27 protein-coding genes are annotated in these 24193 nt (G+C 44.8%); 1 reads left to right on the top strand and 26 read right to left on the bottom strand.

The window, feature by feature from the left end; genetic code table 11:
• Positions 1–123: 123 nt before the first annotated feature.
• The 18 genes from mfd to metG form a co-directional block, all read right to left on the bottom strand.
• Positions 124–3657 (bottom strand): transcription-repair coupling factor, encoded by a 3534-nt coding sequence (mfd, locus tag J6600_RS00340; protein WP_209387814.1) that lies wholly within the window; start codon positions 3655–3657, stop codon positions 124–126.
• A 69-nt stretch (positions 3658–3726) separates the two neighbouring features.
• On the bottom strand, positions 3727–3957 hold the full coding sequence (gene fin, locus J6600_RS00335; protein WP_004264650.1) for an anti-sigma-F factor Fin: 231 nt from the start codon (positions 3955–3957) through the stop codon (positions 3727–3729).
• Positions 3958–4018: 61 nt separating this feature from the next.
• Positions 4019–4585, bottom strand: coding sequence for an aminoacyl-tRNA hydrolase (gene pth, locus J6600_RS00330; protein ID WP_015239025.1), 567 nt, complete (start codon positions 4583–4585; stop codon positions 4019–4021).
• A gap of 84 nt (positions 4586–4669) precedes the next feature.
• Positions 4670–5278 (bottom strand): 50S ribosomal protein L25/general stress protein Ctc, encoded by a 609-nt coding sequence (locus tag J6600_RS00325; RefSeq protein WP_014416724.1) that lies wholly within the window; start codon positions 5276–5278, stop codon positions 4670–4672.
• An 84-nt stretch (positions 5279–5362) separates the two neighbouring features.
• On the bottom strand, positions 5363–6316 hold the full coding sequence (locus J6600_RS00320; RefSeq protein WP_004264656.1) for a ribose-phosphate diphosphokinase: 954 nt from the start codon (positions 6314–6316) through the stop codon (positions 5363–5365).
• Between the two features lie 21 nt (positions 6317–6337).
• Positions 6338–7708 (bottom strand): bifunctional UDP-N-acetylglucosamine diphosphorylase/glucosamine-1-phosphate N-acetyltransferase GlmU, encoded by a 1371-nt coding sequence (glmU, locus tag J6600_RS00315; RefSeq protein ID WP_004264658.1) that lies wholly within the window; start codon positions 7706–7708, stop codon positions 6338–6340.
• Between the two features lie 191 nt (positions 7709–7899).
• A complete protein-coding gene (spoVG, locus tag J6600_RS00310) occupies positions 7900–8193 on the bottom strand; it encodes a septation regulator SpoVG (RefSeq protein ID WP_004264660.1) in 294 nt (97 codons plus the stop codon).
• 195 nt (positions 8194–8388) lie between these two features.
• Positions 8389–8769, bottom strand: a complete 381-nt coding sequence (gene ridA / locus J6600_RS00305; RefSeq protein ID WP_004264663.1) for a 2-iminobutanoate/2-iminopropanoate deaminase — start codon at positions 8767–8769, stop codon at positions 8389–8391.
• Complete coding sequence (purR, locus tag J6600_RS00300; protein ID WP_004264666.1) at positions 8766–9623, bottom strand: pur operon repressor; 858 nt, start codon at positions 9621–9623, stop codon at positions 8766–8768. The genes ridA and purR overlap by 4 nt, the downstream gene beginning before the upstream one ends.
• 55 nt (positions 9624–9678) lie before the next feature.
• A complete protein-coding gene (gene ispE / locus J6600_RS00295; RefSeq protein ID WP_007409927.1) occupies positions 9679–10548 on the bottom strand; it encodes a 4-(cytidine 5'-diphospho)-2-C-methyl-D-erythritol kinase in 870 nt (289 codons plus the stop codon).
• Positions 10549–10691: 143 nt separating this feature from the next.
• Complete coding sequence (locus tag J6600_RS00290; RefSeq protein WP_011996172.1) at positions 10692–10880, bottom strand: small, acid-soluble spore protein, alpha/beta type; 189 nt, start codon at positions 10878–10880, stop codon at positions 10692–10694.
• 162 nt (positions 10881–11042) lie between these two features.
• Positions 11043–11303: a biofilm formation stimulator Veg gene (gene veg, locus J6600_RS00285; RefSeq protein WP_003218330.1), complete on the bottom strand. Its 261-nt coding sequence runs from the start codon at positions 11301–11303 to the stop codon at positions 11043–11045.
• A 211-nt stretch (positions 11304–11514) separates the two neighbouring features.
• Positions 11515–12390 carry a sporulation peptidase YabG gene (gene yabG, locus J6600_RS00280; RefSeq protein WP_004264691.1) on the bottom strand — a complete coding sequence of 292 codons (876 nt, stop codon included), beginning with the start codon at positions 12388–12390 and terminating at the stop codon, positions 11515–11517.
• Positions 12391–12562: 172 nt separating this feature from the next.
• Positions 12563–13444: a 16S rRNA (adenine(1518)-N(6)/adenine(1519)-N(6))-dimethyltransferase RsmA gene (gene rsmA / locus J6600_RS00275; protein ID WP_004264694.1), complete on the bottom strand. Its 882-nt coding sequence runs from the start codon at positions 13442–13444 to the stop codon at positions 12563–12565.
• Positions 13434–13997 (bottom strand): ribonuclease M5, encoded by a 564-nt coding sequence (gene rnmV, locus J6600_RS00270; RefSeq protein ID WP_004264696.1) that lies wholly within the window; start codon positions 13995–13997, stop codon positions 13434–13436. Before rnmV ends, rsmA begins: the two co-directional genes overlap by 11 nt.
• Positions 13998–14131: 134 nt before the next feature.
• A complete protein-coding gene (locus J6600_RS00265) occupies positions 14132–15457 on the bottom strand; it encodes a resuscitation-promoting factor (RefSeq protein ID WP_209387813.1) in 1326 nt (441 codons plus the stop codon).
• Positions 15458–15591: 134 nt separating this feature from the next.
• On the bottom strand, positions 15592–16359 hold the full coding sequence (locus J6600_RS00260; RefSeq protein ID WP_021494159.1) for a TatD family hydrolase: 768 nt from the start codon (positions 16357–16359) through the stop codon (positions 15592–15594).
• A 76-nt stretch (positions 16360–16435) separates the two neighbouring features.
• Positions 16436–18427, bottom strand: a complete 1992-nt coding sequence (gene metG / locus J6600_RS00255; RefSeq protein WP_209387812.1) for a methionine--tRNA ligase — start codon at positions 18425–18427, stop codon at positions 16436–16438.
• A gap of 482 nt (positions 18428–18909) precedes the next feature.
• On the opposite strand from metG, the gene abrB reads away from it, so the two are divergent.
• On the top strand, positions 18910–19200 hold the full coding sequence (gene abrB, locus J6600_RS00250; RefSeq protein ID WP_169510469.1) for a transition state genes transcriptional regulator AbrB: 291 nt from the start codon (positions 18910–18912) through the stop codon (positions 19198–19200).
• A gap of 49 nt (positions 19201–19249) precedes the next feature.
• On the opposite strand, the gene rsmI is transcribed toward abrB, so the two are convergent.
• From rsmI to darA, 8 genes are read right to left on the bottom strand one after another with little or no spacing between them, the layout of a single operon-like run.
• On the bottom strand, positions 19250–20131 hold the full coding sequence (rsmI, locus tag J6600_RS00245; RefSeq protein WP_017419497.1) for a 16S rRNA (cytidine(1402)-2'-O)-methyltransferase: 882 nt from the start codon (positions 20129–20131) through the stop codon (positions 19250–19252).
• The gene (locus J6600_RS00240; protein ID WP_007409921.1) at positions 20106–20405 is read right to left on the bottom strand and encodes a GIY-YIG nuclease family protein; all 300 of its coding nucleotides are present in this window, start codon (positions 20403–20405) and stop codon (positions 20106–20108) included. The genes rsmI and J6600_RS00240 overlap by 26 nt, the downstream gene beginning before the upstream one ends.
• Complete coding sequence (locus tag J6600_RS00235) at positions 20392–21135, bottom strand: tRNA1(Val) (adenine(37)-N6)-methyltransferase (RefSeq protein ID WP_209387811.1); 744 nt, start codon at positions 21133–21135, stop codon at positions 20392–20394. Before J6600_RS00235 ends, J6600_RS00240 begins: the two co-directional genes overlap by 14 nt.
• Before the next feature lie 60 nt (positions 21136–21195).
• The gene (yabA, locus tag J6600_RS00230) at positions 21196–21555 is read right to left on the bottom strand and encodes a replication initiation-control protein YabA (protein WP_004264720.1); all 360 of its coding nucleotides are present in this window, start codon (positions 21553–21555) and stop codon (positions 21196–21198) included.
• Between the two features lie 14 nt (positions 21556–21569).
• Positions 21570–22397, bottom strand: coding sequence for a competence/sporulation regulator complex protein RicT (ricT, locus tag J6600_RS00225; RefSeq protein WP_004264723.1), 828 nt, complete (start codon positions 22395–22397; stop codon positions 21570–21572).
• A gap of 2 nt (positions 22398–22399) precedes the next feature.
• A complete protein-coding gene (holB, locus tag J6600_RS00220; RefSeq protein WP_007409919.1) occupies positions 22400–23389 on the bottom strand; it encodes a DNA polymerase III subunit delta' in 990 nt (329 codons plus the stop codon).
• An 11-nt stretch (positions 23390–23400) separates the two neighbouring features.
• Positions 23401–23841, bottom strand: a complete 441-nt coding sequence (locus J6600_RS00215) for a YaaR family protein (RefSeq protein ID WP_004264730.1) — start codon at positions 23839–23841, stop codon at positions 23401–23403.
• Positions 23842–23853: 12 nt separating this feature from the next.
• The gene (darA, locus tag J6600_RS00210; protein WP_004264734.1) at positions 23854–24183 is read right to left on the bottom strand and encodes a cyclic di-AMP receptor DarA; all 330 of its coding nucleotides are present in this window, start codon (positions 24181–24183) and stop codon (positions 23854–23856) included.
• Between the last annotated feature and the right edge of the window lie 10 nt (positions 24184–24193).

The following is a 24193-nucleotide window of genomic DNA, read 5'->3' as shown; positions in this document are numbered from 1 at the left end:
CTCTTTCATGTGATGATATTTAAGGGAAAGTACTAAAGCTCTTTACTTTATGTAGCTTCCGCCACTCGCTTGAAATTAGTATCCGTCACATCAAATGTAATATACACCAGAGAGTAACAATTTTTATGAAGACGCGATTGTTTCTTTCTTCACATCCTGAAGGCCTTTCAGCATGCCGAGCACGGTCTCCAGCCACTCTTCCGTTTTGCGGCCTTTCGTCTGTACTGAGATTTTCAGCTTTTTCCCTTCCATTCCCAGTCCGATCTGCCGGCCGTATTTATTGCCGAGTTCGAACAATTTCTGGCCGTCAATCTGTGCGCTGGCCTCTTCAGAAATGGTAAATCTGATCGCGTCTTTATCCTGCTTGATGAGTTCGACGCGTTCATATTTTCCGTATACCTTCATCTCAGCAACCGTAAACAGCCATTCAACCTCTTTAGGGTAGCTGCCGAACCTGTCGATGATTTCATCTTGAAGCTCATTTTTCTCCTCAATTGTGGCGATCGACCTGAACCGTTTGTACATGTCGATTTTTTGCTTGCCGTCTTGTATATAGTTTTCAGGAATATACGCGTCTAGCTCGATATCGATTTCTGTCTCAAACTGTTCGCTTTTCGGAATATCGCCTTTCCGCTCTTCAATCGCTTCCTTGAGCATTTGCGAGTACAGGTCAAAACCGACTGAGTCGATAAAGCCGTGCTGCTGGGCGCCGAGAAGGTTCCCCGCTCCCCTGATCGTCAAGTCACGCATGGCGATTTTAAAGCCAGATCCCAGCTCGGTAAATTCTTTAATCGCCTGCAGCCGTTTTTCCGCCACCTCAGTGAGCACTTTGTCTCTGCGGTACGTAAAATACGCGTAAGCGACGCGGTTGGAACGGCCGACCCGTCCTCTCAGCTGATACAGCTGAGACAGCCCCATTTTGTCTCCGTCGAACACAATCAAGGTATTGACATTTGGTATATCTACGCCTGTCTCAATAATAGTCGTGCTGACAAGGACGTCTGATTCCCCCTCCAGAAAATTGAGCATGACGCTTTCCAATTCATTTTCAGTCATTTTTCCGTGGGCATATGCCACTTTCGCATCGGGAACAAGCATGGAAATTTCATCAGCCTTCCGCTCGATGTCATCCACGCGGTTGTACAAGAAATATACCTGTCCTCCGCGCGCCAGTTCTCTTTCGATGGCTTCCCGCACAAGCGCGCCGTTGTATTCCACGACATATGTCTGAACAGGGAAACGGTTTTCCGGCGGCGTTTCAATAACAGATAAGTCCCGCACACCGAGCATGGACATATGAAGCGTACGCGGTATCGGCGTCGCTGTAAGAGTCAGCACATCGACATTGGCTTTGATCTGTTTGATTTTTTCCTTATGCGTTACGCCAAAGCGCTGCTCTTCATCAATGATGAGCAAGCCGAGATCTTTATAGACGACGTCTTTAGATAAGAGCCTGTGGGTTCCGATTACGATGTCTACCGTTCCGTTTTTCAGGCCTTTAATGGTTTCATTGGATTCTTTTCTCGTTCTGAATCGGCTGAGAAGACCGATGTTAATCGGATAGTCCTGAAAACGCTCCATAATGGTTTCATAATGCTGCTGCGCGAGTATTGTCGTCGGCACAAGAAGCGCGACCTGCTTTCCGTCTGCGATCGCTTTAAAAGCGGCTCGGATGGCTACCTCCGTCTTCCCGTAACCGACATCACCGCAAAGCAAACGGTCCATCGGGCGCTCTCTTTCCATGTCCTTTTTAATCTCCTGAATGGAACGGAGCTGGTCCTCTGTTTCCTGATAAGGGAAAGCAGATTCGAACTGCCGCTGCATTTCATGATCCGGCGAGAACGCATAGCCTTTGCTTGCTTCCCGTTCCGCATAAAGCTTAATCAGATCATCGGCAATATCCTGAACGGAGTTTTCAACTTTTTTCTTCACCCGTTTCCATTCACTGCCGCCCAGTTTATAAAGCTTCGGTTCTTTTCCTTCAGAGCCGACGTACTTCTGCACCTGGTCGATTTGTTCTACAGGGACGTACAGCTTATCGCTGCCCTGATAATGAATGTTGAGGTAATCTTTATGAATGCCTTTGATTTCTAGTGTTTCGATCCCCAAATACTTACCGATCCCGTGGTTGACGTGGACGACATAGTCACCGACCTGAAGCTCGGAATAGCTTTTGATCCGTTCGGCATTTGTCAGCTTCTGCTTTCTCGGCTTTTTCTTAATTCGGTTTTTGAACAGCTCTTCCTCCGTAATGACGGCCAGCTTCATCAGCGGCAGTTCAAAACCGGATTGCAGCTCGCCTTCCATGACATAGACCTGTCCTTGCACAAGCGCTTTGGAGCTGTCCGTTTTTGCGGCTTCAATTTCGTAATCAGCCAGCACGGATGCCAATCTGTCGGTTCTGTCCTTATTCGCGCCTAAAAAGACGACGGTGAAGTTTGATTTCTTAAAGCGCTCCATTTCACCTGCAAGCACATTCATCTGCCCGTGAAAACTCTGCATCTGCCTGCTTGTCACATTCACGATATTCTGAGGGCTTGTATGCTGGACATGACGCAAAAATAATGAATAATAAATAGCCGGGCGCCGCTTTTCGCTCATAAGCTCCTGAAAGCTGAAGGATAAATGAATGTCGTGCAGAATTTTCCCTTCCTCGAGCAGACTTGTCGTAAATTCGGCCTCTTCTTTTTGCAGCTGATCCTCCATTTCATGAATGCGGCTGACCTCGTCTAACAGTAACAACGTGTCTGCCGGTGTATAATCTAGCAAACTAGCAGGTTTTTCGTAAAAGTACGAGAGATACTTCACAAGTTCCTGATCAGTCTGTCCCGTTGATAACCGTTCTTTATCATGTGAGATATTGATATGAAGCATTTCCTTTTGTTTGTCCTGCTTCAGCTTTTTCAGACTGTCGGCAAGCCCTTTATCGAGCCTTTCCATCGCACGGGCTTTTTCTTCCGCCCTGATGATCAATTCCTTCGCCGGTCCTATCGCCACATGTTTGAGCGTCTCAATTGATCTCTGGTCATCAGAATTGAAGCTTCTGATGGAATCGACCTCCGTATCAAACAGTTCAATTCGCACCGGATGCTCCGACGTCAGCGGATAAATGTCGATAATTCCGCCGCGAATACTGAATTCACCGGGTGCAGAAACCATATCGGAACGCTCATACCCCACCTCTACAAGGCGCGCGGACAGCTGATCCGGTTCTATTTCGTCTCCGAGTGAAATGACGAGCTGGCTGCTTTCCCACAGCTCCTTCGGCGGAAGCATTCTTCTCACTGCCGCAACGGGCGCCACAACGACCGGCGCTTCTCCGTTTGTTAATCTATTAATGACATCAAGCCGCTGAGCGCGCAGTTCAGGGCTCGCTACCGCAATTTCTGAAGAAATCAATTCATTTACGGGGTATAAAAAAACAGATTGATCCCCGAGAAGCGCCGTCAGATCTTCCGTCACTTTTTGGGCCTGATATAAATTATGGGTGATAAAGAAAATCGGCCTTTTCGTTTCCTGTGCAAGGGCGGAGGTAAAAACAGAACGCGCGGAACCTGACAGACCCGCAAGCAGCTGTTCCTTCAGCCCCTCATGTAAACCGTTGACAATGGATTTAAAATCATCGCTTTCTTTAATAAAGGTTTGAATGTTGTCCATATGGGCCCTCCTCTCTATTTTCTGCAAGAACAGAAAAACGCTTTGGTCTAGAATCTACACCAAAGCTTCTTATTGAATAAATGTGTTGTGTTCATGGTAGTGCGGATTGCGTTCCAGCGCCTCTTGGCAGTCTTCACAAATTGTAAGAACATGGACATCTCCATTGTCTTTATATGAAATCATATCGTTTCTTTCCTCATTTGTTAAGTGCTGAAATCCAAGTGACTGTGTCGGCACCGTCGAATATTCCAGGCTCCCTACCTTAAAGCCGCAGTGGCGGCAGAAATAATGCAAAGCCATACGTTGGACCTCCTGATGTGAAAAAATCATTTTTCCCTAGTATGGTCTCCCATTATTTATCTTATACATTTGCATTAAATTCGTTCATGACTTCTAAAAATGGTTTCGTTAAGGAAGCTTCGCAGGCTTTTACGGTTTTTGAGACGGCATCATTGATATGCGGCGCTTCTTCCTTCGTAAAAGCTCCCAGTACATAGTCAACGACTTTCATTCCGTTGACGGGGCGGCCGATTCCGATTCTGACCCGGTCAAATTCAGGGGTTCCGAGGTGCTGTATAAGCGATTTAATTCCGTTATGTCCGCCTGCGCTCCCCTTCGTCCGGAGCCTGATTTTTCCCGTCGGAAGATCAAGGTCATCGTATATGACTTTCAGATCTTCATGATCGGCATCATAATAATCCAGTAGCGGCCGCAAACATTCCCCTGATAAATTCATATATGTAAGCGGTTTAACAAGTAGAACTTTTTTTCCGGAAACAAAACCGATTCCGTAAAGTCCGTTGAATTTCGTTTTATTCAATTCAATATTCCATTCTTTAGAAAGCTCGTCAATGGCCATAAAGCCGACATTATGTCTCGTGTTCTCGTAGGTTTTCCCGGGGTTACCGAGACCGGCAATCACAAGCATCGTAAATCCTCCCTCAACATCGCTGTAATTCTTCTCATTCTAGCACAAAAGACGTAACCTCGGGCGGGTTACGTCTTAAAGCGCTTATTGATTTTCTCCTTCGGGCTCTTCCCCAGGAGACGGTTCTGCATCTTCTTCGAATGCTTCCTGCTTAGGAGGAAGGATGGAAGCCACGACTTCTTCCGGGTCGTTTGTAAATGTATAATTGCCGTCAGCAGTCAGATCTGCGATGGTCAGCACATCATTCATTTCAAGCCCGGAAATATCAACATTGATTGTCTGAGGGATGTCCTTCGGTCTGGCCTTAATCGAAAGCTCATGCAGCGGCTGCTGGATGACGCCTCCGTCTTTGACTCCCTTCGCCTCTCCCGTCAGCTGAATCGGCACCTCGGCCTCCAGCTCCTCACTCATATTCACGACTTGAAAATCGGCGTGCGTCAATTCGTTTTTGAGCGGGTCTGTCTGAAGATCAGTCACCATAACCGATTGCTGATTTCCGTTGACATCAATTGTGATAATCGTGTTTTTCCCTTCGTCCCGCAATGTTTTAAGCAATTCGACACTGTCTAAAGAGACAGGCGTATTCGTTGTTTCTTTACCGTATATAATCCCTGGAACATGTCCTGAATGACGGATTTTCCGAAGCGTCGAACGTTTAAAATCTGTTCTTTCATTTGCTTTTAAAGTTGCCATATTCAGCACCATCCTAATTATCGTTTTATCGTCCTATTAGAACAATACCCACAATAACTGGGATTTAAACCTTAAAGTTTCGGTTTAGCTGAATAAATAGCTGACAGATTGTTTCTCGTGAACGCGGATAATCGCTTCAGCCAGAAGCGGTCCGACAGAAAGCTGCTTAAAGCGGTCGATTTTTTTCTCATCAGGAAGCTTAATGCTGTTCGTTACGACAAGCTCCTTGATTTTAGAGTTATTGATCCGCTCAACGGCAGGGCCTGACAGTACAGGGTGCGTACAGCATGCATACACTTCTGCAGCTCCGTTTTCAACCAGCGCGTTAGCGGCAAGTGTGATTGTGCCGGCCGTATCAATAATATCATCGATCAGAATCGCTGTTTTTCCTTCCACATTACCGACGATGTTCATCACTTCTACCTCATTCGGTCTAGGACGGCGTTTGTCGATAATCGCGATCGGCGCTTTCAGACGGTCCGCAAGTTTGCGGGCGCGCGTCACACCGCCGTGGTCAGGAGAAACAATGACGATATCTTTCAAGTCTTTACCTTCAAAGTAATGGCCTAAAATCGGAACACCCATTAAGTGGTCAATCGGAATATCAAAGAAACCTTGAATTTGCGGTGCGTGTAAATCAAGCGCGATCACGCGTGTCGCACCCGCTGTTTCAAGCAGGTTTGCAAAAAGTTTTGCCGTAATCGGTTCGCGTGATCTTGCTTTTCTGTCCTGGCGCGCATAACCGTAGTACGGAATCACAATGTTGATTGTTTTCGCGGAAGCGCGCTTTAAAGCGTCAACCATAATCAGCAATTCCATAATGTGCTCATTAACCGGCGCACTTGTAGACTGAATGATATAGCAATCACAGCCGCGAATACTTTCTTCTATGTTGATCTGGACCTCTCCGTCACTGAATCTTGTAACAGAGCACTTTCCTAATTGAACCCCTACATTATCCGCGATTTCTTTTGCAAGTTCTGGATTTGAATTCAAAGAAAAAATCTTTAAATTCTTATCTCCGTATTCGTTAGACATGGTAAACCTCCGATTTTAGGATTATTTTTTATGAATGTTTTTCACATAATCTTCTTTATTTACTTGTCTTGCTCTGGCAATGGCAAGCGCTTCGCCCGGCACATCTTCAGTTACGGTTGAACCCGCAGCGACGTACGCGCCTTCTCCCACTGTAACAGGAGCGACCAGATTGGAGTTGCAGCCTATAAAGGCGCCGTCTTCAATTTTGGTTAAATACTTTTTCTTCCCATCATAATTGACCGTGATGGAGCCGCAGCCCAGATTCACATCCGTGCCCACTTCGGCATCACCGATATAGCTTAAATGAGATGCTTTGCTTCGGTCGCCGAATTGTGTTTTCTTGATTTCAACAAAGTTTCCGATCTTCACTTCATTGCCGATTGCGGAATCGGGTCTGATGTGAGCAAAAGGACCGATATTTACATCATTCCCAACTTTGCTGCGATTGACAACGGATTGTTTAATCACAGTGCGGCTGCCGATTGAGCTGTCCTCTATCTCAGTGTGAGGGCCGATGACACATTCATCGCCGATTTCAGCTTGTCCCTTTAACACAGTTCCGGGATAAATAACTGTATCTTGTCCGATACGTGCGTCAGGTGAGATGTACGTATTCATCGGATCGATTAAAGTGACTCCGTTCTGCATATGCCGTTTGTTAATACGCTCTTTCATATACATTTCAGCCTGAGAAAGAGCGACTCTATCATTCACTCCGAGCGTCTCTTGGAAGTTACCAGTCTGGTAAGCGGCAACAGTTTCGCCTTCGTCTTTGAGGATTTCGATCACATCCGGCAGATAATACTCGCCTTGGGCATTTTCATTCGAAACCTGTTCGATGACACGAAAAAGAGCCTCGTTATCAAAACAGTACGTTCCCGTGTTAATTTCTTTCACAAGACGTTCTTGCTCCGAAGCATCCTTGTGCTCCACGATTTTTTGAACGGCGCCGTCTTCACTGCGGATGATTCTTCCGTATCCGGCGGGATCGTCGGCAACGGCCGTTAACACCGTGGCTTTTGCACCTTTGTCTGTATGTTCATTCAGCATGGCTTCCATCGTCTCCGCCGTCAGAAGCGGTGTATCGCCGCAAATAACGATCGTGACACCCTTTTCTCCGTGAAGAAATGGTTTTGCCTGTTTGACCGCATGAGCCGTACCGAGCTGTTCTGCTTGGAGAGCGTAATCGCTTTTCTGTCCGAGCTGCTTCTTCACATCTTCGGCGCCGTGTCCTACGATGGTGACAAGCTTCGCTAAAGATAATTTCAGAGCTTCGTCTGCGACGTGCTCTACCATAGGCTTTCCGCATACCGGATGAAGGACCTTGTAAAGCTTCGATTTCATTCTCGTTCCTTTTCCGGCAGCTAAAATCACTGCAAACCGCTTATCCATTTAATGGCCTCCAATATCCCTTTTATCCATAGAAAAATATATCCTAAATAGCTGTTGATTTCAAGAAGACATCAAAAAGTGCAAGAATTTTCTATGTAATCGCTTTATTACTGAAAAATCAGATTTAAAAAAGGACTGCCGGAAAAGGCCTTGTGTCAGCCTTTATCAGCAGTCCTTACATTTTGTTATGTTTAAGAAGCCCCGGCTTCTTCATATTCTAATGCTTCAGAGTCACCCAAACGATGATACTCATTTAAAACAGCATCCTGGATCTTGCCCCGCGTGCTGGAATTAATAGGATGAGCAATATCGCGGAATTCTCCATCAGGGGTGCGTTTACTCGGCATCGCAACGAAAAGACCATTGTTTCCATCAATCACACGAATATCATGTACGACAAATTCGTGATCCAGCGTGATGGATGCAATCGCTCTCATGCGACCATCGGTATTCACGCGGCGTAATCTTACGTCAGTAACTTCCACAGTAGTTCACCACCTTTTCCCTATATAAAAGCATTAGTCTAACAATTCCACGATTCTTTTTAAATTCCTGCACGTTTCAAAAAGTTTTTTTGAAAATATAGGATATACATACACAATTAGGTGATAAACCATATTTGGGGATCATATACTGCATAAAAAAAGTGATCCCGGAGACCGGAACCACTTTTCTGAGATTTAAGATTTCACCAGCGCAATGACTTCAATTTCCACGAGAGCGTCTTTCGGCAGTCTCGCCACTTCCACACAAGACCTTGCCGGCTTATGTACATCAAAGTATTGTCCGTACACTTCATTCACTTCCGCAAACTGCTCCATATCAGCAATAAACACCGTTGCTTTTACAACCGTCTCGAGCGAAGCGCCCGCTTCTTTCAGCACAGCTTTTAAATTGCTGAACACCTGATGCGTTTGTTCTGTGATATCACCGTTTACCATTTCTCCTTCAGCAGTAAGAGGAATCTGGCCTGAGCTGTAAAACATGTTGTTTACGATGATTCCCTGTGAATATGGCCCGATCGCTGCCGGCGCGTGTTTTGTATGGATTGCTTTTGTCATTTTTCTGTCTCCCCATTCTTTAAATGCTGTTCTTTAAAAAATCGCAGAAAATTGCCGTTTTGAATCTCAATCGTTTTGTCTTTCATATTGATGGTTGAAAGCGTGAGCAGTGACATGTATTCATCGACAAGCCGTTCATTCACTCCCTCGGCTTCAACCAAGACGCCTATTCCCGCGACGTTTGCATTAAACTCATCAAGCAGGCTGATCATGCCGTTAATGGTGCCGCCGGCTTTCATAAAGTCGTCAATAATCAAAACGTTCGAACCCGTAGCCAAACTTCTTTTCGCAAGCGACATCGTTTGAATGCGGTTAGATGACCCTGATACATAATTGATGCTCACCGTGGAGCCTTCCGTCACTTTATTGTCCTTTCGCACGATGACAACCGGAACGTTCAGATAACTGGCCGCTGCGTAAGCAAGAGGGATTCCTTTTGTCGCAACGGTCATCACCACATCAATCTCCCGCTCCGCAAAAACGGAAGCAAAAAGCCTGCCTACATGAGAGAGGACAGATGGTTTTCCTAAGATATCCGTTAAATATACATAACCGCCCGGAAGGATACGCTCAGGATTTACTAAAGACTGTCCCAGCTCCTGTATAAACGCTTCTGCTTCAGCCTGTTTCACTTTCGGAATGTATTTGACGCCTCCGGCAGCTCCCGGCACTGTAAGCAGCGTCCCAATGCCTTGCTGTTCAAAGGTCTGTTTAATAATCGTTAAATCTTCACTGATTGATGACTTTGCTGATTGATACCGTTCTGAGAAAAATGTTAACGGTATTAATTCATGCGGATGGGTTAACAAATAATTTGTTAAGTCCACCAATCTGCCGCTGCGACGAAACTTCATGAACTTACCCCCAAAATCCGAATAATTTAAAAATAATATAACTTAACATACGGATTTAATCAAGAGCATTCTGTTCGCCGATCATCCGCACCGCGTACACTTGATCACAGAAACCTCTTAACCCGTTATAAATCCGCTGCACCTTCGATTCGTATTGAACCAAACCGAATACAGTCGGTCCGCTTCCGCTCATTAACACCGCATCAGCGCCGAAGCGTTTCATTTGATTTTTAATCATCGCCACCTCGGGATGGAGGCTGAGCGTAACCGACTCCAATACGTTTCCTAATTGTCCGCATACCTTTTGGAAGCTTTTTTCTTCAATCGCGTCAATCATCGCCTGCACATCAGGATGCCGAACCTGCTGTAAGTTCAGCCGGCGGTACACTTCGGCAGTCGATACCCCGATCGTCGGTTTGGCGAGCACGACCCAGCAATGAGGCGGAGCACTGATGTGCCTGATCTTCTCACCGCGTCCGGTTGCCAGAGCAGTGCCTCCGTATACACAGAAGGACACGTCTGAACCGATTTCAGCTCCAAGCTCCGCGAGCTCTTCGACAGAAAGCTTTAAATCCCAAAGCCTGTTCAGCCCTCTGAGCGTGGCTGCCGCATCGCTGCTTCCGCCGGCAAGCCCTGCCGCAACAGGGATCACTTTTGTAATCATAATGGAAACGCCTTTTTTGACTTGAAACCGTTCTTTAAGCAGTTTGGCTGCCTGATAAGCCAGATTCCTTTGATCATCCGGAACAAAGCGGTTATGCGACGCCACTCTGATAACGTTTTCGGGCAGTTCTGTCAGTTCAATCCGATCTGCCAAATCAATTGTCGTCATGATCATCTCCACTTCGTGATAACCATCCGGGCGTTTACTCGTCACATCGAGGGACAGATTGATTTTGGCCGGCGCTTTTTCTAAAATACGCATAGCTTTCACCTACTTCTCCATCTAAACATAAGTATGAACATTGTATCACATTTGGAGACCCGGAGGTACTTATCCGAAATTGACGCCGGTTTTGACAGCCGATAGAAAAAACCGGGGAACGGATTGTCCCCCGGGCCACTGCATTATCGGTTATTTTGGTTCTGAGCCGCCATCTGCTGTTCGGCAATCTCAATCGCGCGCTTTACCATATTCCCGGCATCACGCGCCCGAATGCCTCCCCAGCCCTCGTTTTTCACCGTATCGTAAAAACCAAGGTCCTTCGCCAGCTCATATTTGAACTCATCTGACATAACTCCACGACGTCTGCCCAAACGAAACAACCCCTTTTATAGAATTGATCACCATTCGTGCACGCCACGATAAAACATGTGACACCTATAGCTTCCGTTTAATCGGCTGAAACTTTCGAGGGAATAATTAGAAGAGCTTTAGAAGGCAAAACAAAAAGCAGTAAACAAAAGGTTCACTGCCCATTAAAATGCTACTGAGCTTGCCGCATCGTCATTGAATGTCAATTCAACAGTCTCAGTAAGAATATCAGCATAACTGTATGAAACTCTTTCAAACGAATTCTCGTCTTGATCTAGTTGTATCACAAAAACAGAAGGGTACGTCTCAGCTAAAATGCCCGAACGCTCAATCGTTTTTCGGCGGCCTCCGTTTGCTTTTAACGTAAGCCGTTTACCTAAATTCCCATCAAGCGATCTTTTTATATCGGACAACGTCTTCGCCATTGCATCCACCTCACTACATTTATTGTACAACAAGAGCCCAATTTTGTCAAATAAAATTTAAATTATATCAACGTTAATAAGTCATTGTCAACAAAATTATTTTGACAAAATTCTATTGATTTCTGCGTTATTTTTCACAAGTTCCGGAAATTTATGTATCAATATGTAAAATAATTAACCCGCATAGCGAAATATATGCGGGTTTTATCACTCATCCATTTGATTTATACGGCATACCGACACGCAGCACACCCTTCGTTTCAATTCCTCCCAGCCCTTTCTCTCTCGTCAGCGTATTTCTCAGGACATCCCATACATTGATCCGCTCCATAAACGGAGTGAAGCTGATTTTCGCGACAATATATACCGGGTCAAGCGCATGGATATTGACGCGTGACGGCGAACTTGCAAAATTCGCGCCTGCCCTGATTAAAGACTCGAAATGAGATTGGCACGCCCCCGCGAATATGACCAGCTGATCCAAATGAGGTACTTTACGCCTCGCTCTTTGAACGGTTTCGACAAAGTGTTTGGAATGCCTGTAGGCGCTTAAATCGTTCACGCCTCCCTTATGCTTGGAATATGCATCATGGCCGGTGATGACTAAAATATCCGGCCTGTATTTATCAAGCAGCTCGTCAATTGATGCCGGCATTTTTTTCTCATGGCAATGAATTCCGTATACCGGCACACCGATTTTTTCATAAAAGTTCAGGCACTTTTTCAAATAGGCCTCATCGCCGTCCAGATGCAATACCTTTCCGGGCATATGAAAGTAGTGCTCCTGATGCTGATATTGATTTGTCGCATAATATTCCTGTTTTTCCCGAAGCAGCTTATAATCCTGGCGGAGCAGCTCGAGAGATTCATTCATCCTGCTTTCATCTCTTTTCTTTCTCATGGCCTGTTCGTCTTTTCTGACAGGCTCCAAATCAGAAAAATCAGCATCCGCAATCAATCTGACTTCGTCACCATGCAGGATGGCAATTGAATTCCCATTGCTTGTTTGCTCTATACCGATAATGCGAAATAAAACATCCATTTGATAGGATTTCCTGGCTACCATATCTCCTATTTGAAATTGCACGTTACCCACTCCACAAATAGACTAAGCCTCATCATGAAAGAAGTCTTGGCAAATACACCTCTTTCCGCTGCGGCGCTTGATGTTTCAAGCTTTTCTTGCAGTTGAATGAATAAGGTTCTCCTCTAGCCTATGTAGCGGCAGTCCAAGTGGTGACGCAAAACAAAAAGCCCTCTTAGAAAAGGGCTTTATGCAATCCGTTGGACAGGAGCGCGAATTCTTCTATGGACAGGGATTCACCGCGCCGCTTTCCGTCAATATTCGTTTCTTGAAGAACTTCTTCAATTTGAGCTTTTTTCTCTTTTCCGCCCGGAAGATTGTTCACAAGGTTGTTCAGCAAGGTTTTCCGGCGCTGTGCGAAGCTTGCTTTAATCAGCTGGAAGAAAAACGGTTCATTATCGACGTCAACCGCCGGGCCGTCACGAAGCAAGAGACGGATGACGGCTGAATCGACATTAGGCTGAGGCACAAACACCGTTTTCGGGACGGTCATGACGGTTTTGGCCTCCGTATAGAACTGAACCGCAATGGAAAGCGATCCGTACTCCTTAGAGGAAGGATCAGCGGCCATCCGCTCAGCGACCTCTTTTTGCAGCATCACGACAATCCCTTTTAACGGAAGATGTTCTTCCAAGAGCTTCATGATGATCGGCGTCGTCACATAATATGGGAGATTCGCCGTCACCATAATTTCATCACAATCCTGAAACTGCTCTTCAATGACGGATTTGACGTCTGCTTTCAGCACATCTTGATGAATGATCGTTACATTGTCATACGGAGACAGCGTATCATTGAGAATGGGCAGCAGGCGCTGATCAATTTCAAACGCGACGACCTTTTTCGCCCGTTTGGCAAGCTGCTCTGTCAGCGCGCCGATTCCGGGCCCGATTTCAATGACTCCGGTCCGATCCGTAATTTCCGCATGGTCCACAATTCTGTCCAATATATTTGTATCAATTAAGAAATTCTGTCCCAGACTCTTTTTAAAAGAGAAACCGTACTTTTTCAGAATTTCCTTCGTTCTGATAGGTGTCGCGATATCTTTATTGTTCATCCTGTTCCTCCTGCCTCATAGCATCGAGCGCATCAATAAAATCACTTCTTTTGATTTGAAACATTTGCAGCCGTTTTTGAAGCTGCTTGCCGTTTGTATAGCCGATCTTCAGCAGGTCGCCCAACCGTTCGCGGCGTCTTTTGGCAGCCGGTCCGCCGATCAGACCGGCCTGTATGACATCTTCAGCTGAAATCTCACTCGGCTTTGCCTCCATCTCTTCATGCACATTTTCCAGACATGCTCTGATGCTTTCAATGGATGCGTGCTCAACGCCAATGCCGCGCTTGTTTTTCGGTTTGGCAAGATGTTTGGGCAGAAATGCGTGTTTACAGCCGGGTACTGCTTCAGAAATGGTTTTCCGGATCTTTTCCCCCGGAAAATCCGGGTCCGTCAGCACGATGACCCCTCTCGTTTCCTGCGCCAGCCGAATCTGTCTGATGACTTCGTCTCCGATTGCGGAACCGTTTGTCTCAATCGTATCCGCATCAACGGCAAGTTTTATGCGCGCAGTGTCATCGCGTCCCTCGACTACAATAATTTCTTTAATTTTCATTACTTCCTCCAAAAAAACTTTTTATATCCAAAACGAAACCTTTGCTTACATGTCACGTCTAATATACTGAAAATACACTTTACCTATTATAACGAAAAAAACAGAGGGCGCAAAACCCTCTGAGTGAATCGGAATTAATTTAAGATTTTTATTTTGACCTGTTTCTTTCCCCAGCGGTAAGCTGAAGATTTTTCAGGGAAAAAGACATCAATCCGTCTTCCTTTAATGGCTGAGCCCGTATCAGCGGCCACGGCATCCCCGTATCCGTCTACGTGGACTCTTGTGCCGAGCGGGATGACGCTTGGGTCTACCGCAATGACTTTGGCATTCGGATTGCTTGTCAGGTTAACGCCTGTAGCCGTATGGCCGGAACAGCCGCTGCAGCTTGCGGTATAAGCCGTGGAAGACACGGTAATCACTTTACCGGAAGATCCGGTTTCGCCCGAAGATGCCTTCACAGGTGCACTGAGCGGCTCAATCTTGGGACTGTGCCGCTTTGTGCCGACCGCAATGATCTGATCTTTGCTTTTTTCAGATGTTTCTTCTTTAACAAGCTTTCTTGAAACTTCTTTTCCATTTTCTTTGACAACATGAAAATGCTTTTTAAGTTTGCCTTCTTTTCCTTTTTGAACGATCTTTTCTTTCCCGCTGTCGAGAGACGCATCTTCTTTTTCTTTCACTTGATACGCTATTTTTTCCTCAACTACATCGGTGACTTTTTCGATACGAGTGATTTGTATACCGGCCTGATTTTTTGTGAGCTTTTCGTGTAATGCCGGTTTTACTTTATCTTCGTCTTTCATGTCCATCTTATGCTGCGTTAAAAAGTCAGCGACCGTAGTCGAAGTCGTCCATATTTTCTTTTTCTTTCCCGCATCATTTACAGTGACCTGAAAAGCCGGGTCGACCGTGACTTTCATGCCGTTTGTCACTTTCGTATCTGCTGCTGGATCTATTTTATCGTGCTGATTCACAGGTGTTTGCTGTTCGTTCAGAAATGCGCCGACTGTTTTTGCCGTTGACCATAAAGTCTTTTCTTCTCCGCCTCTTGTCACACGGATCTGCTTTGCAGCTTCATACACGACATTCATGTTGTCTGTCAATGCTGTCTGCTTAGACGGGGTAATCCGGTCTTCATTTCTCGTCTCTATATGTAAATCTTCCAGAAGTTCCCCAACCGTTTTTGCATGAGTGCGTATTTGCTTTTTCTTGCCGTTGATGGAAACAGAAACTGATTGTTTTGAGAGCTCATGTGCCCCGTATGCAGTCCCGGTTCCGCCCAGCAGAATAATAGCTGCAATAAGAATAACCTTGCTTTTACCAAGCTTTACGGAAAACAGTTTTTTCATTTTTTGTGTGATGAAAAACGCCTCCTTCTCCTCGGAGAGATTATATAGAGTATCTAAAATGCTGTCAACCCTCCCATCTCGAAGATGAAAAACCTTCAGCGTATCCCTCATTATGCAAAAACAAAGCAAAAAAAGGAAGAGAGACATATCGACAACCTATCTTATGAGGAGAAGGAAGCTTGTAGAACGGTTTTACATATCCACTGAATCGGACAAGCCTTTACACGTTACGACAGCGCATTCTGTCAGTTCATGCGGAAAAGTCTTTTTGCGTTTTCGGTTGTAATTGAGGCAATTTCTTCATATGTCAGCCCTTTTAATGCAGCGAGCTGTTCAGCAACATATTTTACATAGCTTGGCTCATTTCGTTTACCGCGGAAAGGATGCGGTGTCAGGAAAGGACAGTCCGTTTCAATCAGCAAACGGTCATTCGGAATTTCCTTTGCCACTTCTTTTGGTTTCTTCGCATTTTTGAAGGTAACCGGTCCGCCGAATGAAATATAAAAATTCATATCCATACACTGCCGCGCAACCTCCGCGCTCCCCGTAAAGCAGTGCATAATGCCGCCGACTTCTTCCGCCCCCTCTTCTTTCAAAATCGTGACAACATCTTCCGTTGCATCACGATTATGAATGATAATTGGAAGGTTCACTTCTTTGGCGAGAGCGATTTGTTTCCGGAATACTTCTTTCTGAACGTCTTTTGGTGATTTATCCCAGTGGTAATCAAGGCCCATCTCTCCGATTGCCACGACTTTTTCGTGAGAGGACAGTTCCTTAATCCATGATAAATCTTCCTCTGTCATGTCAATTGCATCTACCGGATGCCAACCGATCGCAGCGTATATAAAGTCATATTCCTCAATCAGCTCCATCGCACGCGTGATAGTGGGTTTATCGAATCCGACAACGACGATTCGTTCAACTTTTTCAGCCTTTGCACGCGCAATGACTTCCTCTAAGTCTGTGTCAAATTGCTCGGCATTTAAGTGCGCATGTGTATCAAAAAGCATCATAAAAACTCCTTTCTTGTTGAAAAACAAAAGGTGTTCGACGGAATGTTACACGTGAAACACCTTTTGCATCTATTTATTTAATTCGAGTGCCTTTCGGTAATGACTGGTCGACAGCTACAACTTTGAGAACGCCGTCCGATTCTCCTGCCAGTATCATTCCTTGAGAAAGCTCGCCTCTCAGTTTTACCGGTTTTAGATTCGTTACACAAATGATCTTCATTCCTACAAGCTGATCCGGTGTGTAATGCTTCGCGATACCTGATACAACTTGGCGCTGTTCAAAGCCCAGATCAATTTGCAATTTCAGCAGCCGATCTGCTTTTTTCACCGGCTCTGCGGACAAGACTTCTGCGACGCGAAGTTCTGTATCCATAAATTGATCAAACGTAATTTCAGGAAGACGCTCTGCTTCTTGCGGCTCTTCCGCCTTTTCTTCTTTAGCAGGAGCAGTTCCTTGCATTTTTTGCTTGATGTAAGCTACTTCTTCTTCAGCTTCAAGACGAGGGAAAAGCGGTTCCCCTTTTTTCACTTTCGTGTTCTTCAATTGGCCGAATGTCTGAATGCTGTCCCATGCTTTAAGAGACTGATCCTCAACTCCTAGCTGGGCAAACATTTTTTCAGGCGTTTGTGTCAAGAAAGGCTGGAGCAATACGGCTGAGATACGTAATGATTCAGCTAAATGATACATGACAGAACGTAATTCTTTTTCTTTTTCCTGATCTTTAGCAAGCACCCACGGAGCAGTTTCATCAATATATTTGTTCGTACGGCTGATTAATTGCCATAGCGTTGATAAAGCGACTGAAAACTCCATGTTTTCCATTGCCTTTTCATAAGCTTTAACCGTTTCACCGGCTACAGAAGAAAGCTCTGAATCAAAATCGGTCACATTTCCTTCATATGAACCAATCTCGCCGTCAAAATATTTTTGGATCATTGCGACTGTACGATTCAGAAGGTTTCCTAAGTCGTTCGCCAAGTCATAATTAATCCGTTCTACGAAACCTTCCGGCGTAAAGACACCGTCTGAACCGAACGGTACTTCGCGAAGCAGGTAATAGCGAAGTTCATCCAAGCCGTAGCGTTCAATTAACGTTACCGGATCAACGACATTTCCTTTTGATTTCGACATTTTTCCGTCTTTCATCAATAACCAGCCATGCGCGAATACTTGCTTAGGCAGCGGGAGATCAAGCGCCATCAGCATAATCGGCCAGTAAATGGTATGAAAACGGACAATTTCTTTACCGACAAGATGGACGTCCGCCGGCCAGTACTTTTTGTAAAGCTCATCATTTTCCGTAGCGTAACCGAGCGCTGTAATATAGTTGAACAGTGCGTCAATCCATACATACACGACATGCTTCGGATTTCCCGGTACTTTTACGCCCCAGTCGAACGTCGTTCTGGAAACGGCCAAATCTTCAAGCCCCGGTTTAATGAAGTTGTTAATCATTTCATTTTTGCGTGATTCAGGCTGAATGAAAGAAGGATTTTCCTCATAAAACTTCAGCAGGCGGTCTGCGTATTTGCTCATGCGGAAGAAGTATGACTCCTCTTTGATTAATTCGACCGGGTGTCCGCTGTCAGGGCTTTTTCCGCCGACAACCTCACCCTTCTCATTTCGTTCCACATCCACCAGCTGTGTTTCCGTATAGAATGTTTCATCAGGGATGCTGTACCAGCCCTCATACTCATCCAGGTAAATGTCACCATTATCAAGAAGTTTTTGAAACACTTTCTCGATAATTTCTTTGTGCCGGCTTTCCGTCGTCCGGATGAAATCATCGTGAGAAATGTCGAGCTGCTTCCATAGTTTTTGGATTTCAGCAACTGCACGATCCACATAAGCTTGAGGCGTGATATTCTCTTCCTCCGCTTTCTGCTGGATTTTCTGTCCGTGCTCATCCGTTCCGGTTAAGTAGCGTACGTCAAATCCTTTTAATCTTTTGTAACGCGCCATCGCATCGCCGGCCACGGTAGTATAAGCATGGCCGATATGTAATTTTCCGCTCGGATAATATATCGGGGTTGTAATATAAAAAGTATTATTGTCTTGCGGCATGTTGCAACCTCCCATTCAGAATGTCGAAAAGCTCACGCCCAAAGGACGAGAGCGGTTTTATTTGATATACAATATTGATATTTGTCCTCTATCTATGATACCATCTTAGCCTTTAAGATCAAGGATATATACGTACTGCGCGTAAAAGAGTAAATAAAATTAAAAATTTTTATTGAAATTAAAAAAAGTCTTAACATGTCGAAATTTGTCGTATATAATCTACTAATATAAAACATCTTGGTTCGAAAGTCTTGATTTAAAAGGATTTTCAGTAGGATAATAGGTTCGAAAAAGCAGTCAAAAAGCCTGTTATTTCAGGATTTCCAAGGCTTTACTTACTATAAGAACTAATTCTTACAAACAATAGCAAACAAAAAGATTGACGATTATTGGAAACCTTGTTATGCTAGGAATGTAAGGAATTTTGTCGAATAATGACGAAGAAAAATATAAACTACAAATAATTATCTCTCGGGAGGAGACTGTTAATGAAATCTACTGGTATCGTACGTAAAGTTGATGAACTTGGACGCGTAGTTATCCCTATCGAACTTCGCCGTACACTGGGCATCGCAGAAAAAGACGCTCTTGAAATTTATGTTGATGATGAAAAAATCATCCTTAAAAAATATAAACCAAACATGACTTGCCAAGTAACTGGTGAAGTTTCTGATGATAACCTTAAACTTGCCGGCGGCAAATTGGTACTCAGCAAAGAAGGTGCTGAGCAAATCATCTCTGAAATTCAAAACCAGCTTCAAAACCAAAAATAAGCTATTTCATACAAAAACCGTTCTTGTTACGACACAAGAACGGTTTTTTTTATGATTGAATGTGATAAGCGTCATAAATCTCGCGTTTCGGCACGTCCCGATCTACCGCTGTTTGTTTTATGGCCTGTTTGGAAGAAGATCCTTCATTTATGTAATGCTCCACATGTTCTTTCTCAGAAAGCTCCGTCCACCAAGGCTTTTCCTCTTCATCCGGTTCAGCGGTTTGATTTCCTTCGACAACGAGACAGAACTCACCGCGGATTTGATCTTCATTTGCCCATTCAATCACCTCGGCGATGGTTCCTCTGATGAATTCCTCGTACTTTTTCGTTAATTCTCTCGTGACGGCGATGGTTCGATTACCCAAAACGTCATGCATTGCTGTTAATGTTTCTTTTAATCTGTGCGGCGCTTCATAAAATATCATCGTTTCCTGCCGTTTTTTCAGGATTTCGAGTTCTTTCTTCTTTTCTTTTTTCTGTCTGTTTAAAAATCCGTAGAAGAAAAACGGCTGCGGGGTGATGCCTGATGCGGTCAGCGCGGTTAATGCCGCATTTGCACCCGGAAGCGGAACGACATATCCGCCGATTTGGGTGAAATCTCTCACAATCTCAGCCCCCGGGTCGGAAATTGTCGGCATGCCGGCATCACTGACCAATGCCACATTCTTTCCGCTTTTCAGCCATTCAATGATTTTATGGCCGCTGCTTTCTTTATTATGTTCATGATAGCTGATGAGAGATGTTTCTATGGCATAAACATGGCACAGCTTTTTCGTCTGTCTCGTATCTTCGGCAGCTATGACATCGGCCGATTTCAGCGTCTCTACTGCACGAAAGGTCATGTCCTCCAAATTGCCGATCGGTGTAGGAACAAGGTACAGAGTTCCCATTTCAGATTTTCCGTTAAAACTCATCTGGCGTCTTAACATATACAGCCTCCTTGCTGCGTCGTTTTTCTTCTATATATTGCTCTTTTTTCTTTCGGGTCAGCTGTTTAAAACGGTATTCCGCCTGCATCGCTTCCCGTTTTGTTTCAAATGATTCCGCATGGCATAACGAAACCGGCCTCCGCGCCCTTGTGTACTTCGCGCCCTTTCCCTCATTGTGGGTTTTCAGCCGTTTTTGCAGATCATTTGTATAACCGGCATACAGACTGTTGTCATTGCACAGCAGCACATAAAAGAAATGACTATTTGTCTCCATATAAAATCGTTCGGATCTCTTTCGTATATTCATTTTGTTCATTGTATACGAACAGCGGGGGAAGAATTTTGAGATCAGGGCGGCCGCCTTTAATTCCTTCAACCAAAATGGTATTCGCTTCTTTACCTTGTTTCGGATAAATAAACTGAACCCGTTTCGGTTCTATTCGGTACGCTTTCATTAATTCAAAGATTTCCAAAAGCCTCCCCGGCCGATGAACGAGAGCCGCTTTTCCGCCTTGCTTCAGCAGTTTGCTGCTGACGGAAATCACATCTTCAAGCGTGCAAAGGATTTCGTGCCTTGCGATTCTGAGATGCTCGTTCAGGTTCTGCTCCGCTTCTTTCGGTGTTTTAAAATAAGGCGGATTGCAGGTGACAACATCATATTTATTATGTCCGAGTCTTTCCGGCATATTTTTCAGATCATCATGAATGAGACTGATCTGACCGTCCAGCCCGTTGTATTCCACGCTTCGGAGCGCCATATCATACAAGCGTTCCTGAATTTCAACGCCGGTGATATCGGCTTTTGACCTTGTGCTGAGCAAAAGCGGCACAATGCCGTTCCCCGTGCATAAATCAACGATGTTCCCCTTTTGAATCGGAACGTATGCAAACTTAGACAGCAGCACGGCATCTAATGAAAAAGCGAAAACCGTCGGACTCTGTACTATTTTCATATCCTCTGCTAATAAGTAATCCAATCTTTCATCATCACGTAATGAAACCATAATCTTATTCCTTTCGGCACTCTTTGAAAAAGGCTTCCGACATCAGCGGAAGCCTTTTCCTTATTTTTTATTTAAGAAGGACAGACAAAAAAGGCAATCTCCCTTGCGGACGCTCCCATAATGGACGTTGCAAATATGAAAGCCTTCTTGATACAGCCGGGCCAGATTGTCGTACCCTTCTCCTATATCACTCTGCTCTGCCTTCTGTGTTTTTGTTTCTTTCTGATCGGCTTTGAATTTCTCAATTTGCTCTGTCGTGTCATCAAGCCGCTTACGCAAATGCTTATTTTCAAGCTGAAGATGGTGATTCTCTTCAATCATTTCGCCGATATGCTGCTTTAAGTCACCCAGCTGACGGTACAGCGAACCGATTTGTTCCTCCAGGTTTATGACAGTATCAAATAACTCTTTTTTATCCAAGGTTCCACACCTCGTTAATCTGTGGTTTGTGCGGATACGACGCCCTCTTCCAAGAGCTCTTCCCAAGTATATTCTATCACTTTTTCACGATTCTTCAGTTCCACCTGAAGCACCCGTTCCAGAATATTAAGACCGACAACCTTTGCGGGGCCGTTTGCCGTCGTAATCATTTCGCCTAAATCCGGCAGCTGTTCTTTCGCCGTCTCATACTCATCATTTTCGTACTTCAAACAGCACATCAAACGGCCGCACAGACCGGAAATCTTCGTTGGGTTCAACGATAAATTTTGATCCTTCGCCATTTTGATGGACACCGGTTCAAAATCACCGAGGAACGTGGAGCAGCAAAGCATTCTCCCGCATGGTCCGATACCGCCGAGCATTTTCGCCTCGTCCCTCACCCCGATTTGGCGCAATTCGATTCTCGTTTTAAAGATAGAAGCCAAGTCTTTGACCAATTCCCTGAAATCAACCCGTCCGTCTGCTGTAAAGTAAAAAATGACTTTATTGCGGTCAAATGTAAACTCAACATCAACCAGCTTCATATCTAAGCCGTGGTCAGCCACTTTTTTCTGACAGACTTCAAAAGCGGACAGGGCCTCCTGTTTGTTTTCTTCTACAATGAGAAGATCGCGTTCATCAGCAACGCGTATGACCTTTCGAAGCGGAAGCACAACATCATGCTCGTCCACTTGTTTATTTGCGATGACAACCTGCCCGTATTCGACACCTCTTACGGTTTCAACAATGACGCAGCTGTCTTGTTCTATATCAAATCCATTCGGATCAAAATAATAAATTTTTCCCGCTTTTTTAAAGCGGACGCCTATTACGTTGTACAAGCTTATCCCTCCTGCAACGTTAACACCAAGTGCTCCATTAATCCCTGCACATTCACATTGGAATGAAGCCGTTTTTTTGCTTCTAAAACAGCGAGAATTTGGTTCGTAACGCTTTGTTGTGTAAATTGCAGCGCATGCTGTTTTATTGATTGGAATAAGTCTTGATAAATCAGTTTATCTTCATTTCCAATTTGGATGGATAATACATCACGGTATATCAATAAGAGCATATCAAGACCCATTTCTTGATGGGTTTTTTCTTTGAAAAAGGGCACCCACTGATCCTGAATGAAGAAAAAGGCATGTCCTTTCCGCTGATGTAAGACTTCATACAATTTTATCACTTTCGCTCTGGACTCTGCAAACTCATCATTTCGACTTAATTCGACTGCTTCCGCAATATTATTTGTCATATTTGCTAAGAGCCGGGCCATGTGAGGGCTCACTTCCTGTTCAATCAGTCTTTCTTCTATGGCTTTCGGCTGAAGCGGCTGGAACGGAAGAACCTGACATCTCGAAACGATGGTATCCAGTATTCGGTGGAGCTGCTCAGTAATAAGAATTGCGATGGTGTCTTGACTCGGCTCCTCTAAAAATTTCAGCAGACTGTTTGCTGCATTTGTCGTCATTTGATCCGCATGGGATATAATGTACAGCTTTTTATGCGATTCCAGTCCTGTTTTAGAAAACTCTTCCTGAAGAGATTGGATCTGAGCCTTTTTAATGGATAATCCGTCGGGCTGAACCACATGCAGGTCGGGATGGTTTCCGGATTCGATACGCTTACAGTTCCGGCATTCCCCGCAAGGCTCAGTCCCGTCTTCAAGGCAAAAAAAGCTTTTTGCGAGAAGCAGTGCGGCATCCAATTTGCCCGTACCTTTTTTGCCTTCAAACAGATATGCGTGAGAAAGCCTTTTCTTTTCAATGCTGTTATGCAAAAGCCTCATCACTCTGGGCTGCTGCCCGGTCATTTCCTTCCATGATATTGCCATTGTATCACTCTCTATGTGTAAAGGTTAATCAATAAACCTTTTATTTCTCCGATTCGATCCAGCAAATCAATTGCCGGTTTTTCCTGATCTAACATTTCTTCCGTCAGCTGAAGCAGTTTTTCATCTATTTCTTTCACAAGCCCCAGAGTCCGGCTGCTGCCGTACAGGTCAAAGCTTTTCTCCGTCTCATGCGATAATCCGCTGTCTACGGCCTCTTTTACAAAACGTTTTACCAATCCTTTGAATTTCGCTAAGTCTTTGAAGTTTCTCGACTTCGTCAGCCTTTTCCCGAACGTTTCTATATCCGTTAAGAACCTGCTCAGCTGATCAAATTTCAGCTTGCTGCTTTGGCTGTCCATTGAACTTTTAAACGTTCCGGAAAGCTCTGCTGCTTTATAAGCAGGCTGCTGCTTTTTCTCAATAAATGTACGTAAGTCAGAATTTATTTTCACGTCGTCAAATCCTTAAAATTGATGAAATTCATCGACCGGGAGGACAAAGACCGTCGCTCCGCCGACTTCCACTTCGACGGGATATGGAACGTAGGAATCCGCATTCCCGCCCATCGGGGATACCGGGGCAATCATCTGATCACGTTTACAGCCATTCTCTTTAATGAGGCTGAGCGCTTTATCGACACGGATATCTTCCACCCCGATCATAAACGTCGTATTGCCTGATTTAAGGAATCCGCCTGTTGTCGCAAGTTTCGTCACCCTGAAGTTGTGGTCGGTTAATACTTTCAAAAGCCTGTTGCTGTCCTGATCCTGCACCACTGCCACTATTAGTTTCATTCTCTAGGCC

Origin of the sequence: Bacillus sp. LJBV19 (assembly GCF_017797845.1) — a bacterium.
GTDB classification, from domain to species: Bacteria; Bacillota; Bacilli; order Bacillales; family Bacillaceae; genus Bacillus; species Bacillus velezensis.
Note: the sequence above shows the minus strand (reverse complement) of the source record. Positions and strands in the feature narration are given on the sequence as shown.

Bases quoted from the DNA above. Each gene is read 5' to 3' on its own strand.
- veg (WP_003218330.1), bottom strand. From the start codon at position 11,303: ATGGCGAAGACGTTGTCCGATATAAAAAGATCGCTTGATGGGAATTTA.
- darA (WP_004264734.1), bottom strand. From the start codon at position 24,183: ATGAAACTAATAGTGGCAGTGGTGCAGGATCAGGACAGCAACAGGCTT.
- ispE (WP_007409927.1), bottom strand. From the start codon at position 10,548: ATGCGTATTTTAGAAAAAGCGCCGGCCAAAATCAATCTGTCCCTCGAT.
- J6600_RS00325 (WP_014416724.1), bottom strand. From the start codon at position 5,278: ATGGCAACTTTAAAAGCAAATGAAAGAACAGATTTTAAACGTTCGACG.
- pth (WP_015239025.1), bottom strand. From the start codon at position 4,585: ATGCTTGTGATTGCCGGTCTCGGTAACCCCGGGAAAACCTACGAGAAC.
- glmU (WP_004264658.1), bottom strand. From the start codon at position 7,708: ATGGATAAGCGGTTTGCAGTGATTTTAGCTGCCGGAAAAGGAACGAGA.
- J6600_RS00320 (WP_004264656.1), bottom strand. From the start codon at position 6,316: ATGTCTAACGAATACGGAGATAAGAATTTAAAGATTTTTTCTTTGAAT.
- J6600_RS00265 (WP_209387813.1), bottom strand. From the start codon at position 15,457: ATGAGGGATACGCTGAAGGTTTTTCATCTTCGAGATGGGAGGGTTGAC.
- rsmA (WP_004264694.1), bottom strand. From the start codon at position 13,444: ATGAACAATAAAGATATCGCGACACCTATCAGAACGAAGGAAATTCTG.
- rnmV (WP_004264696.1), bottom strand. From the start codon at position 13,997: ATGAAAATTAAAGAAATTATTGTAGTCGAGGGACGCGATGACACTGCG.
- holB (WP_007409919.1), bottom strand. From the start codon at position 23,389: ATGGCAATATCATGGAAGGAAATGACCGGGCAGCAGCCCAGAGTGATG.
- fin (WP_004264650.1), bottom strand. From the start codon at position 3,957: ATGGCTTTGCATTATTTCTGCCGCCACTGCGGCTTTAAGGTAGGGAGC.
- metG (WP_209387812.1), bottom strand. From the start codon at position 18,427: ATGCCGCAAGACAATAATACTTTTTATATTACAACCCCGATATATTAT.
- purR (WP_004264666.1), bottom strand. From the start codon at position 9,623: ATGAAGTTTCGTCGCAGCGGCAGATTGGTGGACTTAACAAATTATTTG.
- ridA (WP_004264663.1), bottom strand. From the start codon at position 8,769: ATGACAAAAGCAATCCATACAAAACACGCGCCGGCAGCGATCGGGCCA.
- J6600_RS00260 (WP_021494159.1), bottom strand. From the start codon at position 16,359: ATGCTTTTTGATACACATGCGCACTTAAATGCCGAGCAATTTGACACA.
- rsmI (WP_017419497.1), bottom strand. From the start codon at position 20,131: ATGTTAAGACGCCAGATGAGTTTTAACGGAAAATCTGAAATGGGAACT.
- J6600_RS00235 (WP_209387811.1), bottom strand. From the start codon at position 21,135: ATGGTTTCATTACGTGATGATGAAAGATTGGATTACTTATTAGCAGAG.
- J6600_RS00240 (WP_007409921.1), bottom strand. From the start codon at position 20,405: ATGGAGACAAATAGTCATTTCTTTTATGTGCTGCTGTGCAATGACAAC.
- mfd (WP_209387814.1), bottom strand. From the start codon at position 3,657: ATGGACAACATTCAAACCTTTATTAAAGAAAGCGATGATTTTAAATCC.